This window comes from Pseudomonas sp. MAFF 730105, assembly GCF_055380705.1.
This window is the reverse complement of record NZ_AP018438.1, coordinates 6,303,304-6,323,358: the sequence shown is the minus strand read 5'-3', so window position 1 is coordinate 6,323,358 and position 20,055 is coordinate 6,303,304. Positions and strand designations below refer to the sequence as shown.

At 60.9% G+C, this 20,055-nt stretch carries 22 protein-coding genes and 1 other RNA gene; 12 read left to right on the top strand and 11 right to left on the bottom strand.

The window, feature by feature from the left end:
- Window positions 1-43 precede the first annotated feature (43 nt).
- From PCOSP_RS27930 to PCOSP_RS27915, 4 genes are read right to left on the bottom strand one after another with little or no spacing between them, the layout of a single operon-like run.
- A complete protein-coding gene (locus tag PCOSP_RS27930; RefSeq protein WP_464709934.1) occupies window positions 44-778 on the bottom strand; it encodes an amino acid ABC transporter ATP-binding protein in 735 nt (244 codons plus the stop codon).
- The gene (locus tag PCOSP_RS27925) at window positions 765-1,415 is read right to left on the bottom strand and encodes an amino acid ABC transporter permease (protein WP_139641034.1); all 651 of its coding nucleotides are present in this window, start codon (window positions 1,413-1,415) and stop codon (window positions 765-767) included. The genes PCOSP_RS27930 and PCOSP_RS27925 overlap by 14 nt, the downstream gene beginning before the upstream one ends.
- Window positions 1,412-2,092: an amino acid ABC transporter permease gene (locus PCOSP_RS27920; RefSeq protein ID WP_175362784.1), complete on the bottom strand. Its 681-nt coding sequence runs from the start codon at window positions 2,090-2,092 to the stop codon at window positions 1,412-1,414. The genes PCOSP_RS27925 and PCOSP_RS27920 overlap by 4 nt, the downstream gene beginning before the upstream one ends.
- Window positions 2,093-2,113: 21 nt before the next feature.
- Window positions 2,114-2,899 carry a transporter substrate-binding domain-containing protein gene (locus PCOSP_RS27915; RefSeq protein WP_139641031.1) on the bottom strand — a complete coding sequence of 262 codons (786 nt, stop codon included), beginning with the start codon at window positions 2,897-2,899 and terminating at the stop codon, window positions 2,114-2,116.
- 254 nt (window positions 2,900-3,153) lie between these two features.
- On the opposite strand from PCOSP_RS27915, the gene PCOSP_RS27910 reads away from it, so the two are divergent.
- The 7 genes from PCOSP_RS27910 (at window position 3,154) to PCOSP_RS27880 (ending at window position 11,323) form a co-directional block, all read left to right on the top strand.
- Complete coding sequence (locus tag PCOSP_RS27910; RefSeq protein ID WP_175362782.1) at window positions 3,154-3,858, top strand: FadR/GntR family transcriptional regulator; 705 nt, start codon at window positions 3,154-3,156, stop codon at window positions 3,856-3,858.
- 124 nt (window positions 3,859-3,982) lie between these two features.
- Entirely contained in the window at window positions 3,983-4,312 is a 330-nt protein-coding gene (gene trxA / locus PCOSP_RS27905; RefSeq protein ID WP_024780513.1) for a thioredoxin TrxA, read from the top strand.
- 239 nt (window positions 4,313-4,551) lie between these two features.
- Window positions 4,552-5,811 (top strand): transcription termination factor Rho, encoded by a 1,260-nt coding sequence (rho, locus tag PCOSP_RS27900; protein WP_003206716.1) that lies wholly within the window; start codon window positions 4,552-4,554, stop codon window positions 5,809-5,811.
- A 140-nt stretch (window positions 5,812-5,951) separates the two neighbouring features.
- Window positions 5,952-7,907: an acyltransferase family protein gene (locus tag PCOSP_RS27895; RefSeq protein WP_464709932.1), complete on the top strand. Its 1,956-nt coding sequence runs from the start codon at window positions 5,952-5,954 to the stop codon at window positions 7,905-7,907.
- A 78-nt stretch (window positions 7,908-7,985) separates the two neighbouring features.
- Window positions 7,986-9,452: a 4-hydroxy-3-polyprenylbenzoate decarboxylase gene (gene ubiD / locus PCOSP_RS27890; RefSeq protein ID WP_464709931.1), complete on the top strand. Its 1,467-nt coding sequence runs from the start codon at window positions 7,986-7,988 to the stop codon at window positions 9,450-9,452.
- Window positions 9,452-10,420 (top strand): CDP-6-deoxy-delta-3,4-glucoseen reductase, encoded by a 969-nt coding sequence (locus PCOSP_RS27885; RefSeq protein ID WP_464709930.1) that lies wholly within the window; start codon window positions 9,452-9,454, stop codon window positions 10,418-10,420. The genes ubiD and PCOSP_RS27885 overlap by 1 nt, the downstream gene beginning before the upstream one ends.
- 234 nt (window positions 10,421-10,654) lie before the next feature.
- Window positions 10,655-11,323 carry a gamma-glutamylcyclotransferase gene (locus PCOSP_RS27880; protein WP_139641020.1) on the top strand — a complete coding sequence of 223 codons (669 nt, stop codon included), beginning with the start codon at window positions 10,655-10,657 and terminating at the stop codon, window positions 11,321-11,323.
- Here PCOSP_RS27880 and glpT read toward each other — a convergent pair.
- Complete coding sequence (glpT, locus tag PCOSP_RS27875; RefSeq protein ID WP_139641018.1) at window positions 11,299-12,648, bottom strand: glycerol-3-phosphate transporter; 1,350 nt, start codon at window positions 12,646-12,648, stop codon at window positions 11,299-11,301. The genes PCOSP_RS27880 and glpT overlap by 25 nt on opposite strands.
- A 233-nt stretch (window positions 12,649-12,881) precedes the next feature.
- The gene (locus tag PCOSP_RS27870) at window positions 12,882-13,859 is read right to left on the bottom strand and encodes an NADPH:quinone oxidoreductase family protein (RefSeq protein WP_464709928.1); all 978 of its coding nucleotides are present in this window, start codon (window positions 13,857-13,859) and stop codon (window positions 12,882-12,884) included.
- Between the two features lie 150 nt (window positions 13,860-14,009).
- On the opposite strand from PCOSP_RS27870, the gene PCOSP_RS27865 reads away from it, so the two are divergent.
- Window positions 14,010-14,426, top strand: a complete 417-nt coding sequence (locus PCOSP_RS27865) for a flagellar basal body-associated protein FliL (RefSeq protein WP_041024473.1) — start codon at window positions 14,010-14,012, stop codon at window positions 14,424-14,426.
- Window positions 14,427-14,544: 118 nt separating this feature from the next.
- Here PCOSP_RS27865 and PCOSP_RS27860 read toward each other — a convergent pair whose 3' ends face one another.
- On the bottom strand, window positions 14,545-14,997 hold the full coding sequence (locus PCOSP_RS27860; RefSeq protein ID WP_175362780.1) for an EVE domain-containing protein: 453 nt from the start codon (window positions 14,995-14,997) through the stop codon (window positions 14,545-14,547).
- A 195-nt stretch (window positions 14,998-15,192) separates the two neighbouring features.
- Here PCOSP_RS27860 and PCOSP_RS27855 point away from each other — a divergent pair, with 195 nt between their 5' ends.
- Window positions 15,193-15,339: a hypothetical protein gene (locus PCOSP_RS27855; RefSeq protein WP_175362779.1), complete on the top strand. Its 147-nt coding sequence runs from the start codon at window positions 15,193-15,195 to the stop codon at window positions 15,337-15,339.
- 35 nt (window positions 15,340-15,374) lie between these two features.
- Here PCOSP_RS27855 and PCOSP_RS27850 read toward each other — a convergent pair whose 3' ends face one another.
- The 4 genes from PCOSP_RS27850 to PCOSP_RS27835 all read right to left on the bottom strand — a co-directional run bounded on the left by PCOSP_RS27850 (window position 15,375) and on the right by PCOSP_RS27835 (window position 16,820).
- A complete protein-coding gene (locus tag PCOSP_RS27850) occupies window positions 15,375-15,980 on the bottom strand; it encodes a 5-formyltetrahydrofolate cyclo-ligase (RefSeq protein ID WP_139641012.1) in 606 nt (201 codons plus the stop codon).
- Between the two features lie 106 nt (window positions 15,981-16,086).
- A non-coding RNA gene (gene ssrS / locus PCOSP_RS27845) (6S RNA) lies at window positions 16,087-16,266 on the bottom strand.
- 30 nt (window positions 16,267-16,296) lie between these two features.
- Complete coding sequence (locus tag PCOSP_RS27840) at window positions 16,297-16,614, bottom strand: cell division protein ZapA (protein ID WP_024780504.1); 318 nt, start codon at window positions 16,612-16,614, stop codon at window positions 16,297-16,299.
- Window positions 16,611-16,820, bottom strand: coding sequence for a TIGR02449 family protein (locus PCOSP_RS27835; RefSeq protein WP_003177365.1), 210 nt, complete (start codon window positions 16,818-16,820; stop codon window positions 16,611-16,613). The genes PCOSP_RS27840 and PCOSP_RS27835 overlap by 4 nt, the downstream gene beginning before the upstream one ends.
- A gap of 127 nt (window positions 16,821-16,947) precedes the next feature.
- Between PCOSP_RS27835 and PCOSP_RS27830 the strand changes: the two genes are divergently transcribed.
- The 3 genes from PCOSP_RS27830 to ubiH are packed head-to-tail and all read left to right on the top strand — an operon-like array spanning window position 16,948 to window position 20,048.
- On the top strand, window positions 16,948-17,502 hold the full coding sequence (locus tag PCOSP_RS27830) for a YecA/YgfB family protein (protein ID WP_041024470.1): 555 nt from the start codon (window positions 16,948-16,950) through the stop codon (window positions 17,500-17,502).
- Window positions 17,503-17,529: 27 nt separating this feature from the next.
- On the top strand, window positions 17,530-18,864 hold the full coding sequence (gene pepP, locus PCOSP_RS27825) for a Xaa-Pro aminopeptidase (protein ID WP_464709927.1): 1,335 nt from the start codon (window positions 17,530-17,532) through the stop codon (window positions 18,862-18,864).
- A complete protein-coding gene (gene ubiH / locus PCOSP_RS27820) occupies window positions 18,861-20,048 on the top strand; it encodes a 2-octaprenyl-6-methoxyphenyl hydroxylase (RefSeq protein ID WP_464709926.1) in 1,188 nt (395 codons plus the stop codon). The genes pepP and ubiH overlap by 4 nt, the downstream gene beginning before the upstream one ends.
- Window positions 20,049-20,055 lie beyond the last annotated feature (7 nt).

Here is a 20,055-nt window from a genome sequence, read left to right as displayed (position 1 = left end):
AGCGCGGGTCCTCGTGGCGAGGAAGCGCCCTTGGCAGCGTGGATCAGGCAGGCTCGACCATTCCGATAAAATTCGCCAGTTCGGCCGTCTTCGGAGCGGCGAACAACACCTTGGGATCCCCCACCTCATGCACCTTGCCCTGATGCATGAACACCAGTTTGTCCCCCACCTCGCGGGCGAAACGCATTTCGTGGGTGACCATGATCAGCGTCATGCCTTCCTTGGCCAGTTGCCGCACCACGCCGAGCACTTCATTGACCAGCTCCGGGTCCAGGGCCGAGGTGATCTCGTCGCAGAGCAATACCTTGGGAGACATCGCCAGGGCCCGGGCAATCGCCACACGTTGCTGCTGACCGCCGGACAGACGGTCCGGGAAGGCGTCGAATTTTTCACCGAGCCCGACCCGCTCCAGCATCTGTCGCGCCAGTTCGACCGCTTTGGCCTTGGATACTTTTTGTACAACCTGAGGCGCGAGCATCACGTTTTCGCCAACGGTCAGGTGTGGGAAGAGGTTGAACTGCTGGAACACCATCCCGACTTTCTGCCGCAGGCTGCGCAGATCGGCGCGAGCGGCATCGAGGTACTCGCCGTCCACTTCGATCACGCCATCGTTGATCGACTCCAGGCCATTGAGCGTGCGCAGCAAGGTGGACTTGCCCGAGCCGCTGCGGCCGATGATCGCGACCACCTGGCCTTCTTCGACGGTCAGATCGATGCCTTTGAGCACGTGATGATCGCCGTAGTATTTATGCAGGGCGGAAATTCTAAGCAGAGGCATGCAGTCTCCTTTCCAGGTAGCGCGCGCTGAGGGACAGGGGGTAGCAGAGGAGGAAGTAGCCCAGGGCAACCAGGCCATAGACCATGAAGGGTTCGAACGTGGCGTTGGCAAGCATGCCGCCGGTCTTGGTCAGTTCGGTAAAGCCGATGATCGACGTGACGGCGGTGCCCTTGACCACTTGCACCGAGAAGCCCACGGTGGGTGCCACGGCGATGCGCAGGGCTTGGGGCAGGATTACGTAGCGCAACTGCTCCAGCCGGTTCAGCGCCAGGCTCGAGGATGCCTCCCATTGGCCATTGGGGATCGCTTCGACGCAACCGCGCCAGATCTCCGCCAGATAGGCGCTGGTAAACAGCGTCAGGGCGATGGCTGCGGCCATCCACGGCGAAATCTCCACCCCGGCCAGGGCCACCCCAAAGAACACCAGGAAAAGCTGCATCAACAGCGGCGTGCCCTGGAACAGCTCGATGTAGGTACGGGCGACATGGCGGGGCAGGGGGCCTTTGGCGATGCGCATCACCATGACCAGCAAGCCGATCACGCCGCCACCGATAAACGCCACCAGCGACAGTGCCAGGGTCCATTGCAGGCCCGTGAGCAGGTTGCGCACCACGTCCCAGAAAGTGAAGTCACTCATCGGTCGCTCCTGGCGCTGCTCTTGTACAGGCAGCGACGACCCACCCAGTTCAGTAACTGGCGGATCAACAGCGCCATGCACAGATAGATCAGCGTGGTCAGTGCATAGGTTTCAAAGGCGCGGAAGTTGCGCGACTGGATGAAGTTCGCGGCAAAGCTCAATTCTTCGGTGGCAATCTGCGAGCAGACCGCCGAGCCGAGCATCACGATGATGATCTGGCTGCTCAGGGCCGGCCAGACCTTGCCCAGCGCCGGCAGCAGCACCACGTGGCGAAAGGCCTCGAAGCGACTCATCGCCAGGGCTGCGGCGGCTTCCAGCTGCCCGTGGGGGACAGCCTGGATGCCGGCACGAATGATTTCGGTGGAGTAGGCGCCGAGGTTGATCACCATGGCCAGTACCGCCGCCTGCCATTCGGAAATCTGCACGCCCAGGGACGGCAGGCCGAAGAAGATGAAAAACAGCTGCACCAGGAACGGCGTATTGCGGATCAGCTCCACATACACCCCGAATATCGCCGCGAACGGGCGGATCTTCCAGGCCCGCACCACGGCACCGACGATGCCCAGGCCAACCCCGAGCACCGCGCCGATGGCCGTCAGTTCCAGGGTGAACAGTGCACCGCGCAACAGTAGCTCGGTGTTTTGCATCACCGGCAGAAAATCGAACTGATAAGCCATGCTCAGCCTCTCGAATGACGATCAGAGATCGGCCGGCAGCGGCTGCTTGAGCCAGGTCTGAGAGTTTTTCTCCAGGCTGCCATCGGTCTTGGCCGTGGCGAGGATCTGGTTGACCTTGTCCAGCAGCGCGGGCTCGTTCTTGTTCACGCCGACGTACACCGGCGAGTCCTTGAGTTTCACTTTCAGCGCCGGGACACGCTTGGGGTTGCGCTCACTGATGGCGACCATCACCACGTTGCCGCTGGCGATCAGGTCCACCTGGCCGGCGAGGTAGGCTGCGATGGTCGAATTATTGTCTTCGAAGCGCTTGATGGTGGTGCCTTCCGGGGCGACCTTGGTCAGTTCGATGTCTTCGATGGCGCCCCGGGTGACGCTGATGGTCTTGCCCTTGAGATCGTCCAGGCCATTGATGGCGGCCTCGGGCGGGCCGAATACGGCGAGATAGAACGGCGCGTAGGCGCTGGAAAAGTCGATGACCTTCTCGCGTTCCGGGTTCTTGCCCAGGCTGGAGATCACCAGGTCGACCTTGCCGGTGGTCAGGAACGGAATGCGATTGGTGCTGTTGACCGGCGTAAGCTCAAGCTTGACCTTGAGCTGGTCGGCCAGCAGCTTCGCGGTATCGATGTCCAGGCCGCGGGGTTTCATATCCGGGCCTACCGAGCCGAACGGCGGGAAATCCTGGGGCACCGCGACTTTGAGGGTGCCGCGCTTGACCACGTCCTCCAGTCCGTCGGCGTGGGCGGGCAACTGGCAGAGCATCAGGCTGGCAAACAGGACGGTGAGCAGGGCGCTGCAACGCTGGATCATGGTGAATCTCCGCGGTCGGTGATGTGATTTCTGCGTTCGGACAGAGCACAGGCCATGCCAACGCGATTTCAAACCCGCCAAGGCCGCGGATTTGCTGGCGCGGCTCGGTCTGACTGGTCTGAACAGTTGGGCCGCGTTTCGCACCTTTATCGAGCGTCGGTATCGGCCGTCGAACCCTGCTGGGGCACGACTTGCCGGGCGCGGCGAATAGCTTTACAACTAGTCGCTCACTGGCCGGATATACCCGAAAAAACATGAATTCCATCTCCCGTGCAGTTCCCGAAGTGGCCTTGCAAGGCATCCGCAAACTGATCGCCGATGAAGGCTTCGGTCCGGGGGATGCGTTGCCGTCGCAACGGGATCTGGCACTGCAACTGGGCGTGAGTCGGGCGTCCTTGCGCGAGGCCCTGTCGTCGTTGAGTGCGCTGGGGATGATCAGCGTGCAGCCCGGCAAAGGGGTGTTCGTACAATCATCGGTGGAGGTTTCTCACGGTGAGTCGACAGCGGGTTGGCCATTCGCGGCCCAGGTCTCGCCACTGGATATCTTCCAGTTGCGCTATGCCCTGGAGGGCTTCGCAGCCGGAATGGCGGCGGCGACGCTGAGCCCCGATGAGCTCGATGTGCTGGGTGACAACGTCGAGGCCATGCGTCGGGAACTGAAATCAGGGGATTTCGACGCGGCGGCGCGGCTGGATTTCGAATTTCATCGGCGAATCCTGCAGGCCGGCGGCAACCAGGCGATGCTGAGCATCCTCACCGCCAGCGCCGAGATCTTCCTGGAGAGCCAGAAGTTGCCGTTCATCAGGGCGGAACGGGCCATGGAAACCTGGCAGGAGCACCGAAAAATCCTGCGGGCACTGTCCCGGCGCTCCTCGGGCTCTGCCCAGAAAGCCATGCAGGAGCATGTCCGCAACGCTGCGCTGCGCACCGGAATCTGCTTCGTCGCCCCGGCCGCCTGATGACCTGGCTCATGTCAAAATGCGTCTGGCGCCATAGCGAGACTCAATCAACAGTGACTTCCTGAACCCGGGAAGGGCAGCTATGATGGGCCACGTTTTTTTGCTGACAACCCCGGAGATTTCCATGAGCAGCGATCTGATCAAACACGTTACCGACGCTAGCTTCGACGACGAAGTACTCAAGTCCGAAGGCGCGGTACTGGTCGACTATTGGGCTGAGTGGTGCGGTCCCTGCAAGATGATCGCTCCGGTTCTGGACGAGATTGCCGAGACCTACAAGGGCAAGCTGACCGTCGCCAAGCTGAACATCGACGAAAACCAGGAAACCCCGGCCAAGCACGGCGTGCGTGGTATCCCGACGCTGATGCTGTTCAAGAACGGCAACGTCGAAGCCACCAAGGTCGGTGCGCTGTCGAAATCGCAACTGGCTGCTTTCCTCGACGCCAACATCTAAGCGCCGAATGCCATTGAAAAAGCCCCGCCAATCGCGGGGCTTTTTCGTTATTCGGGGCTAGACGCTCGCAAATCCAGGTGGTACATTCGGCCCCGCACTGGTTTCTCCATTGCCCCCTGCAAGCCGTCGCCGACGCACTCCTTTCGAATAAGTACGCGATCCTGTCGCCTTCTCCGCGGCGCGGCCTCATTAAGCCAAAAGCTTAATTTCCCCTCCATAAATGATTACGTCATTCCTATATGAATCTGACTGAACTCAAGCAAAAGCCGATTACCGAACTGCTCGAATTGGCCGAACAGATGGGCATAGAAAATATGGCCCGTTCGCGCAAGCAGGACGTGATTTTCTCCCTGCTCAAGAAGCACGCGAAGAGCGGCGAGGAAATCTCCGGTGATGGCGTGCTGGAGATTCTCCAGGACGGCTTCGGCTTCCTCCGTTCCGCGGACGCTTCCTACCTCGCCGGCCCGGACGATATCTACGTCTCGCCGAGCCAGATCCGTCGCTTCAACTTGCGCACCGGTGACACCATCGTTGGCAAGATCCGCCCTCCGAAGGAAGGCGAGCGTTACTTCGCGCTGCTCAAGGTCGACACGATCAACTTCGACCGTCCGGAAAACGCGAAGAACAAGATTCTTTTCGAAAACCTGACCCCGTTGTTCCCGACTGTGCGCATGAAGATGGAAGCTGGCAACGGCTCCACCGAAGACCTCACCGGTCGTGTCATCGACCTGTGCGCACCCATCGGCAAAGGTCAGCGTGGTCTGATCGTGGCGCCGCCGAAAGCGGGCAAGACGATCATGCTGCAGAACATCGCGGCCAACATCGCCCGTAACAACCCTGAAGTTCATCTGATCGTGCTGCTGATCGACGAGCGTCCGGAAGAAGTGACCGAGATGCAGCGTACCGTGCGCGGCGAAGTGGTTGCCTCGACGTTCGACGAGCCGCCGACCCGTCACGTGCAAGTCGCCGAAATGGTGATCGAGAAGGCCAAGCGCCTGGTCGAGCACAAGAAGGACGTGGTCATCCTGCTGGACTCCATCACCCGTCTGGCCCGTGCCTACAACACCGTGATCCCGAGCTCCGGCAAGGTGCTGACCGGTGGTGTCGATGCCCACGCCCTGGAAAAACCGAAGCGTTTCTTCGGCGCCGCGCGCAACATCGAAGAGGGTGGCTCGCTGACCATCATTGCCACCGCACTGGTTGAAACCGGTTCGAAGATGGACGAAGTGATCTACGAGGAATTCAAGGGCACCGGCAACATGGAGCTGCCCCTGGATCGTCGCATCGCCGAGAAGCGCGTGTTCCCGGCCATCAACATCAACCGCTCCGGCACTCGCCGCGAAGAGTTGCTGACCGCCGATGACGAGTTGCAGCGCATGTGGATTCTGCGCAAGCTGCTGCACCCGATGGACGAAGTGGCTGCCATCGAGTTCCTGGTCGACAAGTTGAAGACGACCAAGACCAACGATGAGTTCTTCCTGTCGATGAAGCGCAAGTAACACGAAGTCAGGTTGTAGAAAAAAGGGCGCCTCAGATGAGGCGCTCTTTTTTTTGCAAAGTTTTGTATCAAAATGGACAACTTCCGTGGGCCGGCTGGTGTCCGTGTTCATTATGGGTCTTCAAAGCGACAAGGAGCGTTATGCATACGTTTGGCAACCGCCGTGACATTGATGGCTTGAGGGCGCTGGCCGTTATTCCGGTTGTTTTGTTTCACTTCGGTTTCGGCACATTCAGCGGTGGTTTTGTCGGCGTCGACGTCTTTTTCGTTATTTCCGGGTTCCTGATCACCAGTATCCTGTTCCGCGAGATCAGTGCGCAGCGTTTCAGCTTCGCTGATTTCTGGGCGCGTCGGGCGCGACGTATCCTCCCGGCCTTGAGCATGGTGCTGCTGGCAACGTTGGCCGTGGGCTGGTTGCTACTGACGGCCAAGGACTTTTCAGAGCTTGGCAGGACGGTTCGTTATCAGTCGCTGTTTATCTCAAACATCCTGTTCATGCGTGAAGATGGCTATTTCGCGCCTGCCTCGGATTTGAAGCCGCTGCTTCACACTTGGTCCCTGGCTGTTGAAGAGCAGTACTACATCTTCTTTCCTCTGCTGATGGTGCTGTTGATGCGCCACGTTCGCCATTGGCGTTGGATGCTGTTTGCCCTGCTGCTGATTTCTTTCGGGCTGAATATCGCTTACATCGACCGCAAGCCTGACGTCGCTTTCTTCTCGCTGCCGACCCGTGCCTGGGAGCTTTTGTGCGGGGCGATGCTGGCGGTCTTGCCTGCGCCCAGGCACGCAGTTCGGCCGTGGGTCTGCCAGTTCGCCGCCGTGGCTGGATTGGTGGCGGTGCTGGCGGCGGTTTTCACTTTCGACGAAACAACGGTGTTTCCGGGCTGGTCCGCTTTATTCCCGGTGCTCGGTACCACGGCGTTGATCTGGTCAGGCGCCCGGTGTTCGACCTGGGTCGCTCAGGTGTTAAGTACCAGGGCTCTGGTCTGGGTTGGTTTGCTTTCCTATTCCTTTTACCTGTGGCATTGGCCGGTCTACGTCTATGCCAACGCCATCTCCATCGACGGAATCCAGCCCTGGGAGGCCGCGGGCTGGATTCTGCTGGCGCTGGTTCTTGCCTGGCTGAGCTGGCGTTTCGTTGAGCTTCCGTTCCGTGAAAAGCGCCTGCTGGCTGGACGTAAACCCGTGTTGGTGGGAGGGCTGCTGGCCATGGCTGTCCTGGCTGTAACCGGGTCGGTGGTGCGGTCGGCGGATGGCTTTCCCCAACGCCTTACCGGGAAAGCCATGGAGTACGCGCAGGCGCGGGAATGGCGAGCGGGGCAGATGAAGTGCATGCTGGTGACTACAGACAAACGTCCGGACAAGGCATGCCTGCTGGGCGGGCAAAAGGATGCCCCGGTGACCCGGCTGTTCTGGGGCGACAGTCACGCTGCGGCGCTGTTGCCGGCAATTGAAAGTAGCGCCGCGCACGGTGGTGGCCCGGTCTGGCTTTACAGCATGAGTGCCTGCCCGCCAATTCTCAGCGATGACCCGAGGCCGCGTTGCAAGGATTTCAACGAGCGAACCATGGATCAGGTTCGTCGCCTGAAGATCAGGGACGTAGTACTGGCATCCAACTGGAGCCTTTATGTCTACGGTCGTGAGGACGGCGACAAGAAGGTGCTGCTCGATCCTCGTGACAATACCGCCGAAGCCGAGGCGCGCATGGCCGCAGGGCTCAAGGCGCGGGTGGCAGCGATCAGGGCGACGGGTGCGCAGGTCTGGTTGTTCAAGGAGGTGCCATTGCAGCGTAAGGGTGCCATCGGTCGACTGACGAGTCTGGCGCGGATAGGGCGTTCAGCCGAGGGGCTGGGCCGCCCTCTCTCGGAGCACATGGCACGCCAGCGCTTCCTGAGCGCCTTGTTCGACTCGATGAAGGCTGCCGACCCTGGGGTACATGTCATCGACCCTACGCCGTTGATGTGCTCGGATCGTGTCTGCCCAATTGAGGCCAATGGTTACTCGCAATACCGGGATGAGGATCATTTGTCGGACGTCGGTAGTGCTCGCCTGGGACCGTTGTTTGCTCCGCTGCTGCTGGGTACTGCCGATAATTGACCGCTCTGCGCACGTGCGGGCTGCTGTTCGGGCGCTGGAGAAGGTAGGATGTACGCCTATTTTCGGGGTGGCATCTCAATGAAATTCAAGGATCTTCGGGATTTCGTGCAGCAGCTTGAGCAGCGCGGCGAGTTGAAACGCATCCAGGTTCCCATCTCTCCGGTGCTGGAGATGACGGAAGTCTGCGACCGCACGCTGCGGGCCAAAGGCCCGGCGTTGATGTTCGAGAACCCAACAGGCTACGACATACCGGTACTGGGCAACCTGTTCGGCACGCCTGAGCGCGTGGCCATGGGCATGGGCGCCGAGTCGGTCGACGAGCTGCGCGAGATCGGCAAGCTGCTGGCGTTTCTCAAGGAGCCCGAGCCACCCAAGGGCCTGAAGGACGCCTGGTCCAAGCTGCCGATTTTCCGCAAGATCATTTCCATGGCGCCGAAAGTCGTCAAGGATGCGATTTGCCAGGAAGTGGTGATCGAGGGTGATGACGTCGACCTGGCGATGCTGCCGGTGCAGACCTGCTGGCCGGGCGATGTGGGGCCGCTGATCACCTGGGGCCTGACCGTCACCAAAGGCCCGAACAAGGATCGCCAGAACCTCGGTATCTATCGCCAGCAGGTGATTGGCCGCAACAAGGTCATCATGCGCTGGCTGAGCCATCGTGGCGGTGCGCTGGACTATCGCGAGTGGTGCGAAAAATACCCCGGCCAGCCTTTCCCCGTATCGGTAGCACTGGGCGCGGACCCGGCGACTATTCTCGGGGCGGTCACGCCTGTACCGGACAGCCTCTCCGAATACGCCTTCGCCGGCCTGCTGCGAGGCAACCGTACCGAGCTGGTGAAATGCCGCGGCAACGACCTGCAGGTCCCGGCCACCGCCGAGATCATCCTCGAAGGTGTGATCCACCCCGGCGAAATGGCCGATGAAGGTCCGTACGGTGATCACACCGGCTACTACAACGAAGTCGACAGCTTCCCGGTGTTCACCGTCGAGCGCATCACCCATCGGATCAAACCGATCTACCACAGCACCTACACCGGTCGTCCGCCCGATGAGCCGGCCATCCTCGGTGTGGCGCTGAACGAAGTATTCGTGCCGATCCTGCAAAAGCAGTTCCCGGAGATCACTGACTTCTATCTACCGCCGGAAGGCTGCTCGTACCGCATGGCCGTGGTGACCATGAAGAAGTCGTATCCAGGGCATGCCAAGCGGGTGATGCTGGGTGTCTGGTCGTTTCTGCGACAGTTCATGTACACCAAGTTCGTTATCGTCACTGACGACGATATCAATGCACGGGACTGGAACGATGTGATCTGGGCCATCACCACGCGCATGGATCCCAAGCGCGACACGGTGATGATCGAGAACACGCCGATCGACTACCTCGACTTCGCTTCGCCGGTCTCCGGCCTGGGGTCGAAGATGGGACTCGATGCCACGCATAAATGGCCCGGTGAAACCACCCGTGAGTGGGGCCGGGTTATCGTCAAGGATGAAGCCGTTACCCAACGGATCGATGCCATTTGGAATCAGTTAGGAATAGATTGATGCGTGTGACCTTGCAGCCGTCCGGCGCGGTGCTGGAGATACGGCCCGCCGAGCGGATTCTCGATGGTGCGCGGCGCCTGGGCTATGAATGCCCGCAAAGCTGCCGCAACGGCAACTGCCATGTCTGTGGCGCGTTGCTGGTGGAAGGCCGCGTGCAGCAGGCTGGCGACGTGCGTGATCACGGAGAGATCTTCACCTGCATCGCCGAGCCCCTGGAGGACTGTGTGGTGTTGTGGGACGGGGTCTTGGCGCCGGGCGAGCTGCCGGTGCGTCGCCTGGCGTGTCAGGTCACTGGCTGCGTTGATGTGGGCGGCGATGTCAGGCGGGTCAGCCTGCGTGCGCCGGCGGGCAAGCCGCCGCGCTATCACGCGGGGCAGTATCTGATGATCGAGCGGGAGAACGGCGATAAGTCGGCTTTTTCCCTGGCGTCGGCGCCTCATTCGGGACGCGATCTGCAATTGCATGTGCTGGTGCGCGAAAACAGTGCGAAGGCGCTGCTGGATCAACTGTATCGCAACCCCAACGTTCATGTCGAAATGCCTTTTGGCGACACTCACTTGTCCGAATTGCCGGACGGCCCCTTGGTGTTGATCGCCGCCGGCACCGGCATGGCGCAGATGCACAGCCTGATCGAGCACTGTCGGGCAGAGGGCTTCAAGCATCCGGTGCATCTCTATTGGGGCGTGCGGCGGCCGGACGATTTCTATGAAATCGAGCATTGGGACGAGTGGAAGAAGCTGCCGAACCTGTTCCTGCACAAGGTCGTCAGCGACCTGTGTGGCTGGGAAGGGCGCTGTGGCATGCTCCATGAGGCGGTATGCGAGGACATCAGCGACCTGTCGGGTGTGCATGTCTACGCCAGCGGCTCACCGGCCATGATCTATGCCACCCTCGACGCGCTGGTGGAAGCCGGGATGGATGCCCATCAGATGCGCGCCGACGTGTTTGCCTACGCACCACGCGCCTGAGCGCCGATCACCAGGCAGTCCTTGGATGACGCCGTTGTGGCGGGAGCAAGCACCCCGCCACAGAGTGATATAACTCGCTATATTTCGTTTCGATATTTAGCCTTTGGTCGAGATACCGATAACGTATATACAGCCTGCATGGCATCCAACTTGCCTGGATTCTGACAAACGTCAGTCCCATGACGTGCGCCAATCCATTTTCCGATTCCCGCGAGGAGCCTTCCGCTACCGGCCATGACCGCTATCGAAACCGCCATTACCTGCGCCCTCTACCCGCCACGGCTCGACTTGGGCGCGCAACTGACCCGAGAACAATTGCTCGCTTCGATGCAATCGACCATGAGCCTTCACCAGGGTGGCCCGGTCTGGTTGTTCGCTTACGGTTCATTGATCTGGCGGCCTGAATGCACGGCAGTGGAGCGGATGCGCGGACGGATCCACGGTTATCATCGCGGCTTGTACCTGTGGTCCCACGAGCATCGCGGTACGCCGGAATTGCCGGGGCTGGTGTTCGGGCTGGATCGCGGCGGCTCATGCAGCGGTTTCGCCTACCGATTGCCGGAGGAGAATCTCGAGGACTCGTTGTTTGCCTTGTGGCAGCGGGAAATGCCGGTTCCGTCCTATCGCCCGCACTGGCTCAGTTGCCGCCTCGAGAACGGCGACCGTGTGCAGGCCCTGGGCTTTGTGCTGGAGCGACACCTGCCCAGCTATGCCGGCAACCTGCCGGACCATGTGCTGAGCCAGGTGTTCGAAAGTGCCTGCGGGCGTTTCGGCACGACTCGCGATTATGTCGAGCAGACCATCCACGCCCTGCGTAGCCACGCCATGCCGGATCGGAATCTGGAGGCGCGGCTCAAGCGTTGCAGATCAACCCTCGATCAGGCCACCGCCTCGCGGCTCTGACTGCTGACTTGCTTGTGCCCAAGGGTTGGCGCGAGGAACGCCATGGCCAGCAGGCACGCGGCAATCAGCAGGATGAAACCGCCGTTCCAGCCGAAATAGTCCACCGTGTAACCCATCAGGGCACTGGCCGCGACTGAGCCGCCCAGGTAACCGAACAGGCCGGTAAAACCGGCAGCCGTACCGGCCGCTTTCTTGGGTACCAATTCCAGCGCCTGCAGACCCACCAGCATCACCGGGCCATAGATCAGGAAGCCGATCGCGAACAACGAGATCATGTCGATCATCGGGTTGCCCGGCGGATTGAGCCAGTACACCAGGGTCGCTACGGTCACCAGCGCCATGAACACCATGCCCGTCAGGCCACGGTTGCCCCGGAAGATCTTGTCCGACATCCAGCCGCACAGCAGCGTGCCGGGAATCCCTGCCCATTCGTACAGGAAGTAAGCCCAGGACGTCTTGTCGAAGTCGAAGTGCTTGACCTCTTTAAGATAGGTCGGCGCCCAGTCCAGGATGCCGTAGCGCAGCAAATAGACGAAGACGTTGGCCAGTGCGATGAACCAGAGCATTTTGTTGCGCAGCACATATTTGACGAAGATGTCCTTGGCGCTGAATTCGTTCTCGTGGCTGGCGTCGTACCCTTCCGGGTAATCGTTCTTGTACTTCTCGATGGGCGGCAAGCCCGTTGACTGCGGGGTGTCGCGCATGACAATGAAGGCAAATGCAGCCACCAGCAGGGCCACGGCAGCCGGTACGTAGAACTTGCTATGCCAGTCGTTGAACCATCCCATGCCAAGGATCGCCAACGGGCCAATCAGGCCGCCACCGACGTTATGCGCGGTGTTCCATACCGAAACCACACCGCCACGTTCTTTCTGCGACCACCAGTGCACCATGGTTCGCCCGCTTGGTGGCCAACCCATGCCTTGCGCCCAGCCGTTGATGAACAACAGGATGAACATCATGGTCACGCTGGACGTCGCCCACGGTGCGAAACCGAACACGAACATCACCGCGGCGGACATCACCAGGCCAAACGGCAGGAAGTAGCGAGGGTTGGAACGGTCGGACACGATGCCCATCAGAAACTTGGAAAGACCGTAGGCGATCGCAATCGCCGACACCGCCACGCCAAGCTGGCCTTTTGTATAGCCTTGGGCGATCAGGTCAGGGAATGCCAGGGTGAAGTTCTTGCGCAGCAGGTAGTAACCCGCATACCCAATGAAAATCCCGGCAAAAATCTGCCAACGAAGGCGTCGGTAGGTGCTGTCTATTTTTTCTTCAGGCAGGGGGGCCTGGTGTGCGGCAGGGCGAAAGAAAGCAAACATTCAAGGACTCCGGATTCTTGTTATGACTGCGAATGCGAATGTTACAGTTTCATTACCGAAAATAGCATCGCTTGTTTTGCACTGCACAGTGGAAATATTGCCGGAGGGATGTTCATAAACGAACGCGTCGCCCAGGCACAAGCGGGCGACGTTGTGGGCCTTGGTGCTGCAAGCGCTTGGATATTACGGAGTCGCGGCCCGATGCCGTGGGCTTCGGGGCCGCATCGATGCAGTCAACGCACCTGCACAACCACCTTTCCCACAGCCTTGCGCTGGGCGAGGTCGTTGATCGCCTGGGCGGCGTTGTCCAGTGGATACAGTTGCGAGACCAGCGGCTTGAGCCTGCCCTCGGCGAACCAGCCGAACAATTGTTGGAAGTTGGTGGCGTTGTCCTGGGGCTGGCGCTGGGCAAAGGAGCCCCAGAATACACCCACCACGGCAGCGCCTTTTAGCAGGGCCAGGTTCACTGGCAATTCGGGAATACGTCCACTGGCGAAGCCGACCACCAGTAGCCGGCCATTCCAGGCGATGGAGCGGATGGCCTGGTCGAACAGATCGCCGCCCACCGGATCGTAAATGACATCGGCGCCCTGGCCGTCGGTGAGGCGTTTGATCTCGTCCTTGAGGCTGGTTTCGCTGTAATTGATCAATTCGTCGGCGCCGGCGGCCTTGGCTACGGCGAGTTTTTCCGCGTTGCTGGCGGCGGCGATCACCCGGGCCCCCATGGCCTTGCCGATCTCCACCGCCGCCAGGCCTACGCCGCCGGAGGCACCGAGCACCAGGAGGGTTTCACCGGGCTGCAGGTTGGCCCGCTGCTTGAGGGCATGCATCGAGGTGCCGTAGGTCATGCTGAAGGCTGCCGCGGTGTTGAAGTCCATGGACGCCGGGATCGGCAATACGTTGTAGCCCGGCACCGCGACCTGTTCGGCAAAGCTGCCCCAGCCGGTCAGCGCCATCACTCGGTCACCGATCTTGAGGTGACTGACCTTTTCACCCACATCCCTGACGACCCCCGCCGCTTCGCCGCCGGGAGAAAACGGGAAGGGCGGTTTGAATTGATATTTGCCCTCGATGATCAGCGTGTCAGGGAAGTTCACCCCGGCGGCGTGCACGTCCAGCAGCACTTCGTTCTTCTTCGCGACGGGGCTGGCGACCTCTTCCAGCACTAGCGATTCGGCAGGGCCGAATTCTTTGCACAGCACGGCTTTCATCAGGGCTATTCCTTTGGGAGTGATGGCCGATAAGTGTAGGTGTGAGAGACAACGGGTCAACGAGCATGCCCCGCCCTGATAGCCGGCCATAAGCTTGTGCTTGAACGGCGGATCGGTATGCTGGGCCGCAAACCGGATGAGGAGTCGAATGTGAAAGCGTGGATCGTGTTGATGCTAGCCCTGTCGTTGCCTGCGGCAGTCATGGCCGAAGAAGCCAAGGAAGCAAAAGAAGGTGAGGCGCCGAAGGTCAGCTACATCACCCTGAGCCCGCCCTTTGTGGGCAACTACGGTCTGGATGGCACGGCGAAACTGAAGGTCTACAAGGCCGACGTGGCCCTGCGCGTCACCGGCGATGCCGCTGTAGCCGCGGTGAAGGCCAATGAACCACTGATTCGTAACCAATTGGTTGCGCTGTTCGCCCAGCAGACCAGCGAGACCATGAACAGCCTTGAAGCCAAGGAAAAGTTGCGCCAGGAAGCGTTGAAGCAGACCCAGCAAGTGATGAACGACGAGACCGGCAAGCCGATGGTGGATGATTTGTTGTTCAACAACCTGATCATTCAGTAAGTCGCCTGCTGTCCGAGCGTGCCTCATCGCGAGCAGGCTCGCTCCCACATTGAATCGATGAAGATCCCCTGTGGGAGCGAGCCTGCTAGCGATGGCGGACCGAGGGGCGCCGATAGTGCTAGGGCCTCAGCGCCATCACCGCTGCCCACTGTTCTGCCGTCACCGGCATCACCGACAGGCGTGAGCCCTTCTGTACCAGCGGCATTTCGGCCAGGGCGGTTTGCTGCTTGAGGTAGTCGAGTTTCAGCACGCGGGAAAAGGTTTCGACATGGGTGACGTCGATCGCGGTCCAGGGGTTTTTATCCGGACTGGCCTTCTGATCAAAGTAGTGGCTGTCGGGCTCGAGCGCCGTGGGGTCCGGGTAGGCCGTCCGGACGATCTGCCCGATTCCGGCAATGCCTGGCTCCGGGCAGCTGGAGTGGTAGAAAAAGAAGGAATCGCCTTGCGCCATGGCCCGCAGGAAATTGCGTGCCTGGTAGTTACGAACCCCGTCCCAGCGGGCCTGGCCGAGCTTTTCCAGGTCCTGGATGGACAATTCGTCGGGCTCGGATTTCATCAGCCAATAGGCCATGACGTCTACTCCTGGGCGGTGTGCTAAAAATAGTTCAGCGATTTTATGACAAACCGACAGTCGGTTGACGCCAGAGTTTGCGTGGCGGTCGAGGTTGTCGCAAAATGCCGGCCTTCCAAGCTTGACGCTGCTGCACGGCCAAATAAGAAAACCGCTGCTGTCATCGTGTGTGATATGCCTTGAGGGGGGCAATCGATGAAACGCAAACCGGATTTGTTGTGGATTCTGGTCATTCTGTTCGGCCTGGGTGTCGTGACCACGGGTTATGCTCAAAGCCTGTGGGCGAACAAGACCGAGGCGCCGATGGACATCACCCAACCTGCGCCACCGCTTAAACGCTGAGTCTGTTTCCCAGGCGCCGCTGAGTTGCGCGGCGCCTATCCTGCGATATACCAATGCCTGTCACTGACCGTTCCTTGCAGCGGTACATCCCAGCTCGCCTGCGCGAGTCTTTCGACTTTCTGGCATTCATGGGCCAGTCCCAGCAACGTTGGTTTGCGCCATGACTTGCGTCGCGCCAGGTACGCCAGGCTGCGGTCATAAAACCCGCCCCCCATGCCCAGTCGGCCGCCTACATCGTCGAACCCCACCAGTGGCAGCAATACCAGGTCCAGTGTCCAGACCTTGCGTTGCCGGGCGACATCGATCCGTGGTTCTAGAATACGAAAACGATTGGGGTGCAGTTGCTCACCGGGACGGATGCGCTGGAAAACCATCTTGGTCCGCGGCCATGGGCTGAGCACCGGCAGGTAAGTGGCCTTGCCCCGGCGCTGGGCGGCGCGCAGCAGCAGGCGCGGGTCAATCTCGCCATCGTTGGGCAGGTACAGGGCGACGTGCCTGGCGCGGCGAAACATTGGATGCTGGGCCAGTTGCCGGTAGAGCCCTTGGGCAGCTTGTCGTTGTTGGGCCGGCGTCAGGGCGCGACGGGCCTGGCGCAGCAGGCGTCGAAGTTGGGGGCGGGGCAGCAACGCGGGTTCGGACATGGTCGATGCTTCGAGTCTGGCTTGGATGACACAGCGTAACCGCCCAGAAATGCCTGCGCCAGACACGACAATGCCAGTCTTGAAGACTGGCATTGTCTGGAAAATCAGGCTCCCCGGATGAACCGCTGCCGGCTTAGCCCTTGAACCCGAGAGTTCAAGGTGGAAGTTGCAGGAGGCGTTAAGGCTTTCCGTCAAGCGGACATGCACACCGGCCCCAACGTGCAACCCCCGTGGTTGTGCGTATCGGCTCAGGGACATCACCAACTGGCAAGCACCCCAGGGAGTGACGCAAGTATACCCCAGGCCGCTTCGCGAATCAGCCCTTGCTGACGTCTGGATCGGTGGCCAGTACCAGATCCACCCGTTCCAGCAGGTCGCGCACCTGTTCACGGGTCGATCCGCTGACCTGTACATCAGGTGTATCCTGGCGATGCAGCAGGTCGTGGGTGATGTTCAAGGCGGCCATTACGGCGATGCGGTCGGCGCCGATGACTTTGCCGCTGCTGCGGATCTCGCGCATCTTGCCATCCAGGTAACGGGCAGCGCTCACCAGGTTGCTGCGCTCTTCCTGGGGGCAGATGATCGAATATTCTTTGTCGAGGATCTGCACGGTAACGCTATTGCTTGAACTCATGAGTCTTGCTCCAGGGCCTTGAGGCGCGAAATCATCGATTCGACCTTACGCCGGGCGATTTCGTTTTTTTCAATGAGGTGAGCGCGTTCCTCGCGCCAGGTTTTTTCCTGAGCTAATAAGAGTCCGTTTTGGCTCTTTAGTTGCTCGACCCGGTCAATTAGCAATTCGAGTCTGGCCATCAGCGCTTGCAGGTCGGTGTCTTCCATTGTGTCCACTGAAGATTGTGTCTGATGGGGAGTGTGTCGCACAGCCTCTGATAGTCTTGGCGAGTCTGTCGATGTAGGATACAAGGCCTCCATTCTAGACATAGCGCCGTCTGGCGCCTAGCTGCCCATGCCCATTCAGAATTCCCCGTATCAAGCATTCGCCACCCTGCTGAGCACCAGCGGCCACCCCGTATCGCCTGCCGAACTGCACGGCCTGTTGCTCGGCCGTAGCTGCGCGGGTGCCGGCTTCGACGCCGAAGGCTGGCTGGCCGATGCCGCCGAGCTGCTCGAAGGCGAGCCGGCGGACAATGTCCGCAATGCTCTCATTGGCCTGCAGGAAATGGTCAAGGGCGAGCTGACCAGCGATGACATGACCGTCGTCCTGCTGCTACCCACCGACGATGCGCCGCTGGCCGAGCGTGCCGCGGCCCTGGGCCAGTGGTGCCAGGGCTTCCTCGCCGGCTTTGGCCTGACCCGCCGCGCCTATGCGCTGAGCGCCGAGGCCAATGAGGTGTTGCAGGATCTGGCCGCGATCTCGCAGGTCCAGGATGCCCTGGAAGAGTCCGATGACGGCGAAAGCGACTATATGGAAGTGATGGAATACCTGCGAGTCGCGCCACTGCTGCTGTTCACCGAGACGAAGAAAACCGCTGAACCGGCCGCCAAACCGTCCTTGCACTGATTGCTTGAAAGGGAACACCGTCTGCCCATGATTCATATCCCGAAATCGGAATACAGCCGTCGCCGCAAGGCCCTGATGGCGCAGATGGAACCCAACAGCATCGCAATCCTGCCCGCCGCCGCCGTTGCGATCCGCAACCGCGACGTCGAGCATATCTACCGCCAGGACAGCGACTTCCAATACCTCAGCGGCTTCCCCGAGCCGCAGGCGGTGATCGTGCTGATGCCCGGCCGGGCCCATGGCGAATACATCCTGTTCTGCCGCGAGCGCAACGCCGAGCGTGAGTTGTGGGATGGCCTGCGCGCCGGTCAGGAAGGCGCGATCCGTGATTATGGTGCCGACGACGCATTCCCCATCACCGACATCGACGACATCCTGCCGGGTCTGATCGAAGGCCGCGACCGGGTGTATTCGGCCATGGGCAGCAACCCGGAATTCGACCGGCACCTGATGGAGTGGATCAACGTGATTCGCTCCAAGGCCAACCTCGGTGCCCAGCCGCCGAACGAATTCGTTGCCCTGGATCACTTGCTGCACGACATGCGCCTGTATAAATCGGCGGCGGAAGTGAAGGTCATGCGTGAAGCGGCGCGGATCTCCGCCCTGGCGCATATCCGGGCGATGCAGGCGGCGCGTCCCGGGCTCTACGAATACAGCCTGGAAGCCGAGCTGGATTACGAGTTCCGCAAGGGTGGGGCGAAAATGCCGGCCTATGGCTCGATTGTCGCGGCGGGCCGCAATAGCTGCATCCTGCATTACCAGCAGAACGACGCGCTGCTCAAGGATGGCGACCTGGTGCTGATCGACGCCGGTTGTGAAATCGACTGCTACGCCAGCGATATCACGCGTACGTGGCCGGTCAACGGTAGGTTTTCCCCCGAACAGAAGGCGATCTACGAGTTGGTGTTGGCGGCCCAGGAAGCGGCGTTTGCCGAGATCGCGCCGGACAAACACTGGAACCAGGCCCATGAGGCGACGGTCCAGGTCATTACCGAGGGGCTGGTGCGCCTGGGGCTGCTGGAGGGGGAGGTTGACGAGTTGATCGCCAGCGAAGCCTACCGTGCGTTCTACATGCACCGCGCCGGTCACTGGCTGGGCATGGATGTGCATGATGTGGGTGAATACCGGGTCGGCGGTGAGTGGCGGGTATTGGAAGTCGGCATGACACTGACCGTGGAGCCGGGCATCTACATTGCGCCGGGCAACCGCAGCGTAGCGAAAAAATGGCGCGGCATTGGCGTGCGCATCGAGGATGACGTAGTGGTGACCAGAAGCGGTTGTGAAATCCTGACCCGAGGCGTACCCAAGACCGTTGCCGAAATCGAGGCCCTGATGGCCAACGCTCGGGATCAAGTGGCATGAGTCGGGTCAATCTGGCGATCATCGGCGGTGGCCTGGTCGGTGCGAGCCTGGCCCTGGCCCTGCAGGCGGGGGCCAAGGCCCGGGGCTGGAAGATCGTCCTGATCGAGCCCTTCGCCCCAGGTCATGCCTGGCAACCGAGCTACGATGCCCGCTCCTCGGCATTGTCCTTCGGCTCCCGGCAGATCTATCAGCGCCTGGGGCTCTGGCAGGAGATTTCCCAGCGTGCCGAGCCCATCAAACAGATCCATGTGTCCGATCGCGGACGGTTTTCCACGGCTCGGCTGTCGGCCGCCGAGGAGGGCGTCCCGGCCTTGGGCTACGTGGTGGAAAACGCCTGGCTTGGCCAGTGCCTGTGGCAAGGCCTGGACAAGGACGTGGTCAGTTGGCGTTGCCCGGCGCAAGTCACTCGAATGGAGCCACTGGTTGACGGTTATCGCCTGACCCTGGATGACGAAACGCTCCTGGAATGCGACCTCGCGGTGTTGGCCGACGGCGGTCGTTCCGGTCTTCGGGAGCAGCTGGGTGTCGGTGTGCGCAAGCGCCCGTATGACCAGAGCGCGTTGATCGCCAACATCACCCCCAGCGAAGCCCACGATGGCATGGCCTTCGAGCGCTTCACCGATGACGGTCCGATGGCCTTGTTGCCGCTGCCGGAGAATCGCTGTGCCCTGGTCTGGACCCGCCAGGGCATGGATGCGCAACGGCTGGCGGACCTCGACGAGCGCAGTTTCCTCAGTGAATTGCAGAGCGCGTTCGGTTATCGCCTGGGGACGTTGAAGCAGGTGGGCGTGCGACATCTGTACCCGTTGGCGCTGGTGGAGGCCGAAGAGCAGGTGCGTCCGCATCTGGCGATCCTCGGCAACGCCGCCCACAGCTTGCATCCGATTGCCGGGCAGGGCTTCAACCTGTCGCTGCGCGACGCCCAGGCCTTGGCGGACGCCTTGCTGGACAGTGAAAGCGCACCGGGGGATTTTGCCGTGCTGCAGGCCTATCGCGAGCGCCAGCGGATGGATCAGGCCCTGACGGTGGGTTTCTCTGACCAGGTCACGCGGCTGTTCAGCAGTCGCCTGCCACTGGTGTCGGTGGCCCGTAACCTCGGCCTGCTCGGTCTCGACGCGTTGCCCACCGCCAAGCGCTGGTTCGCCCGTCAGGCCATGGGCCTTGGGACCCGGCCCGATGTATAGGCATGGG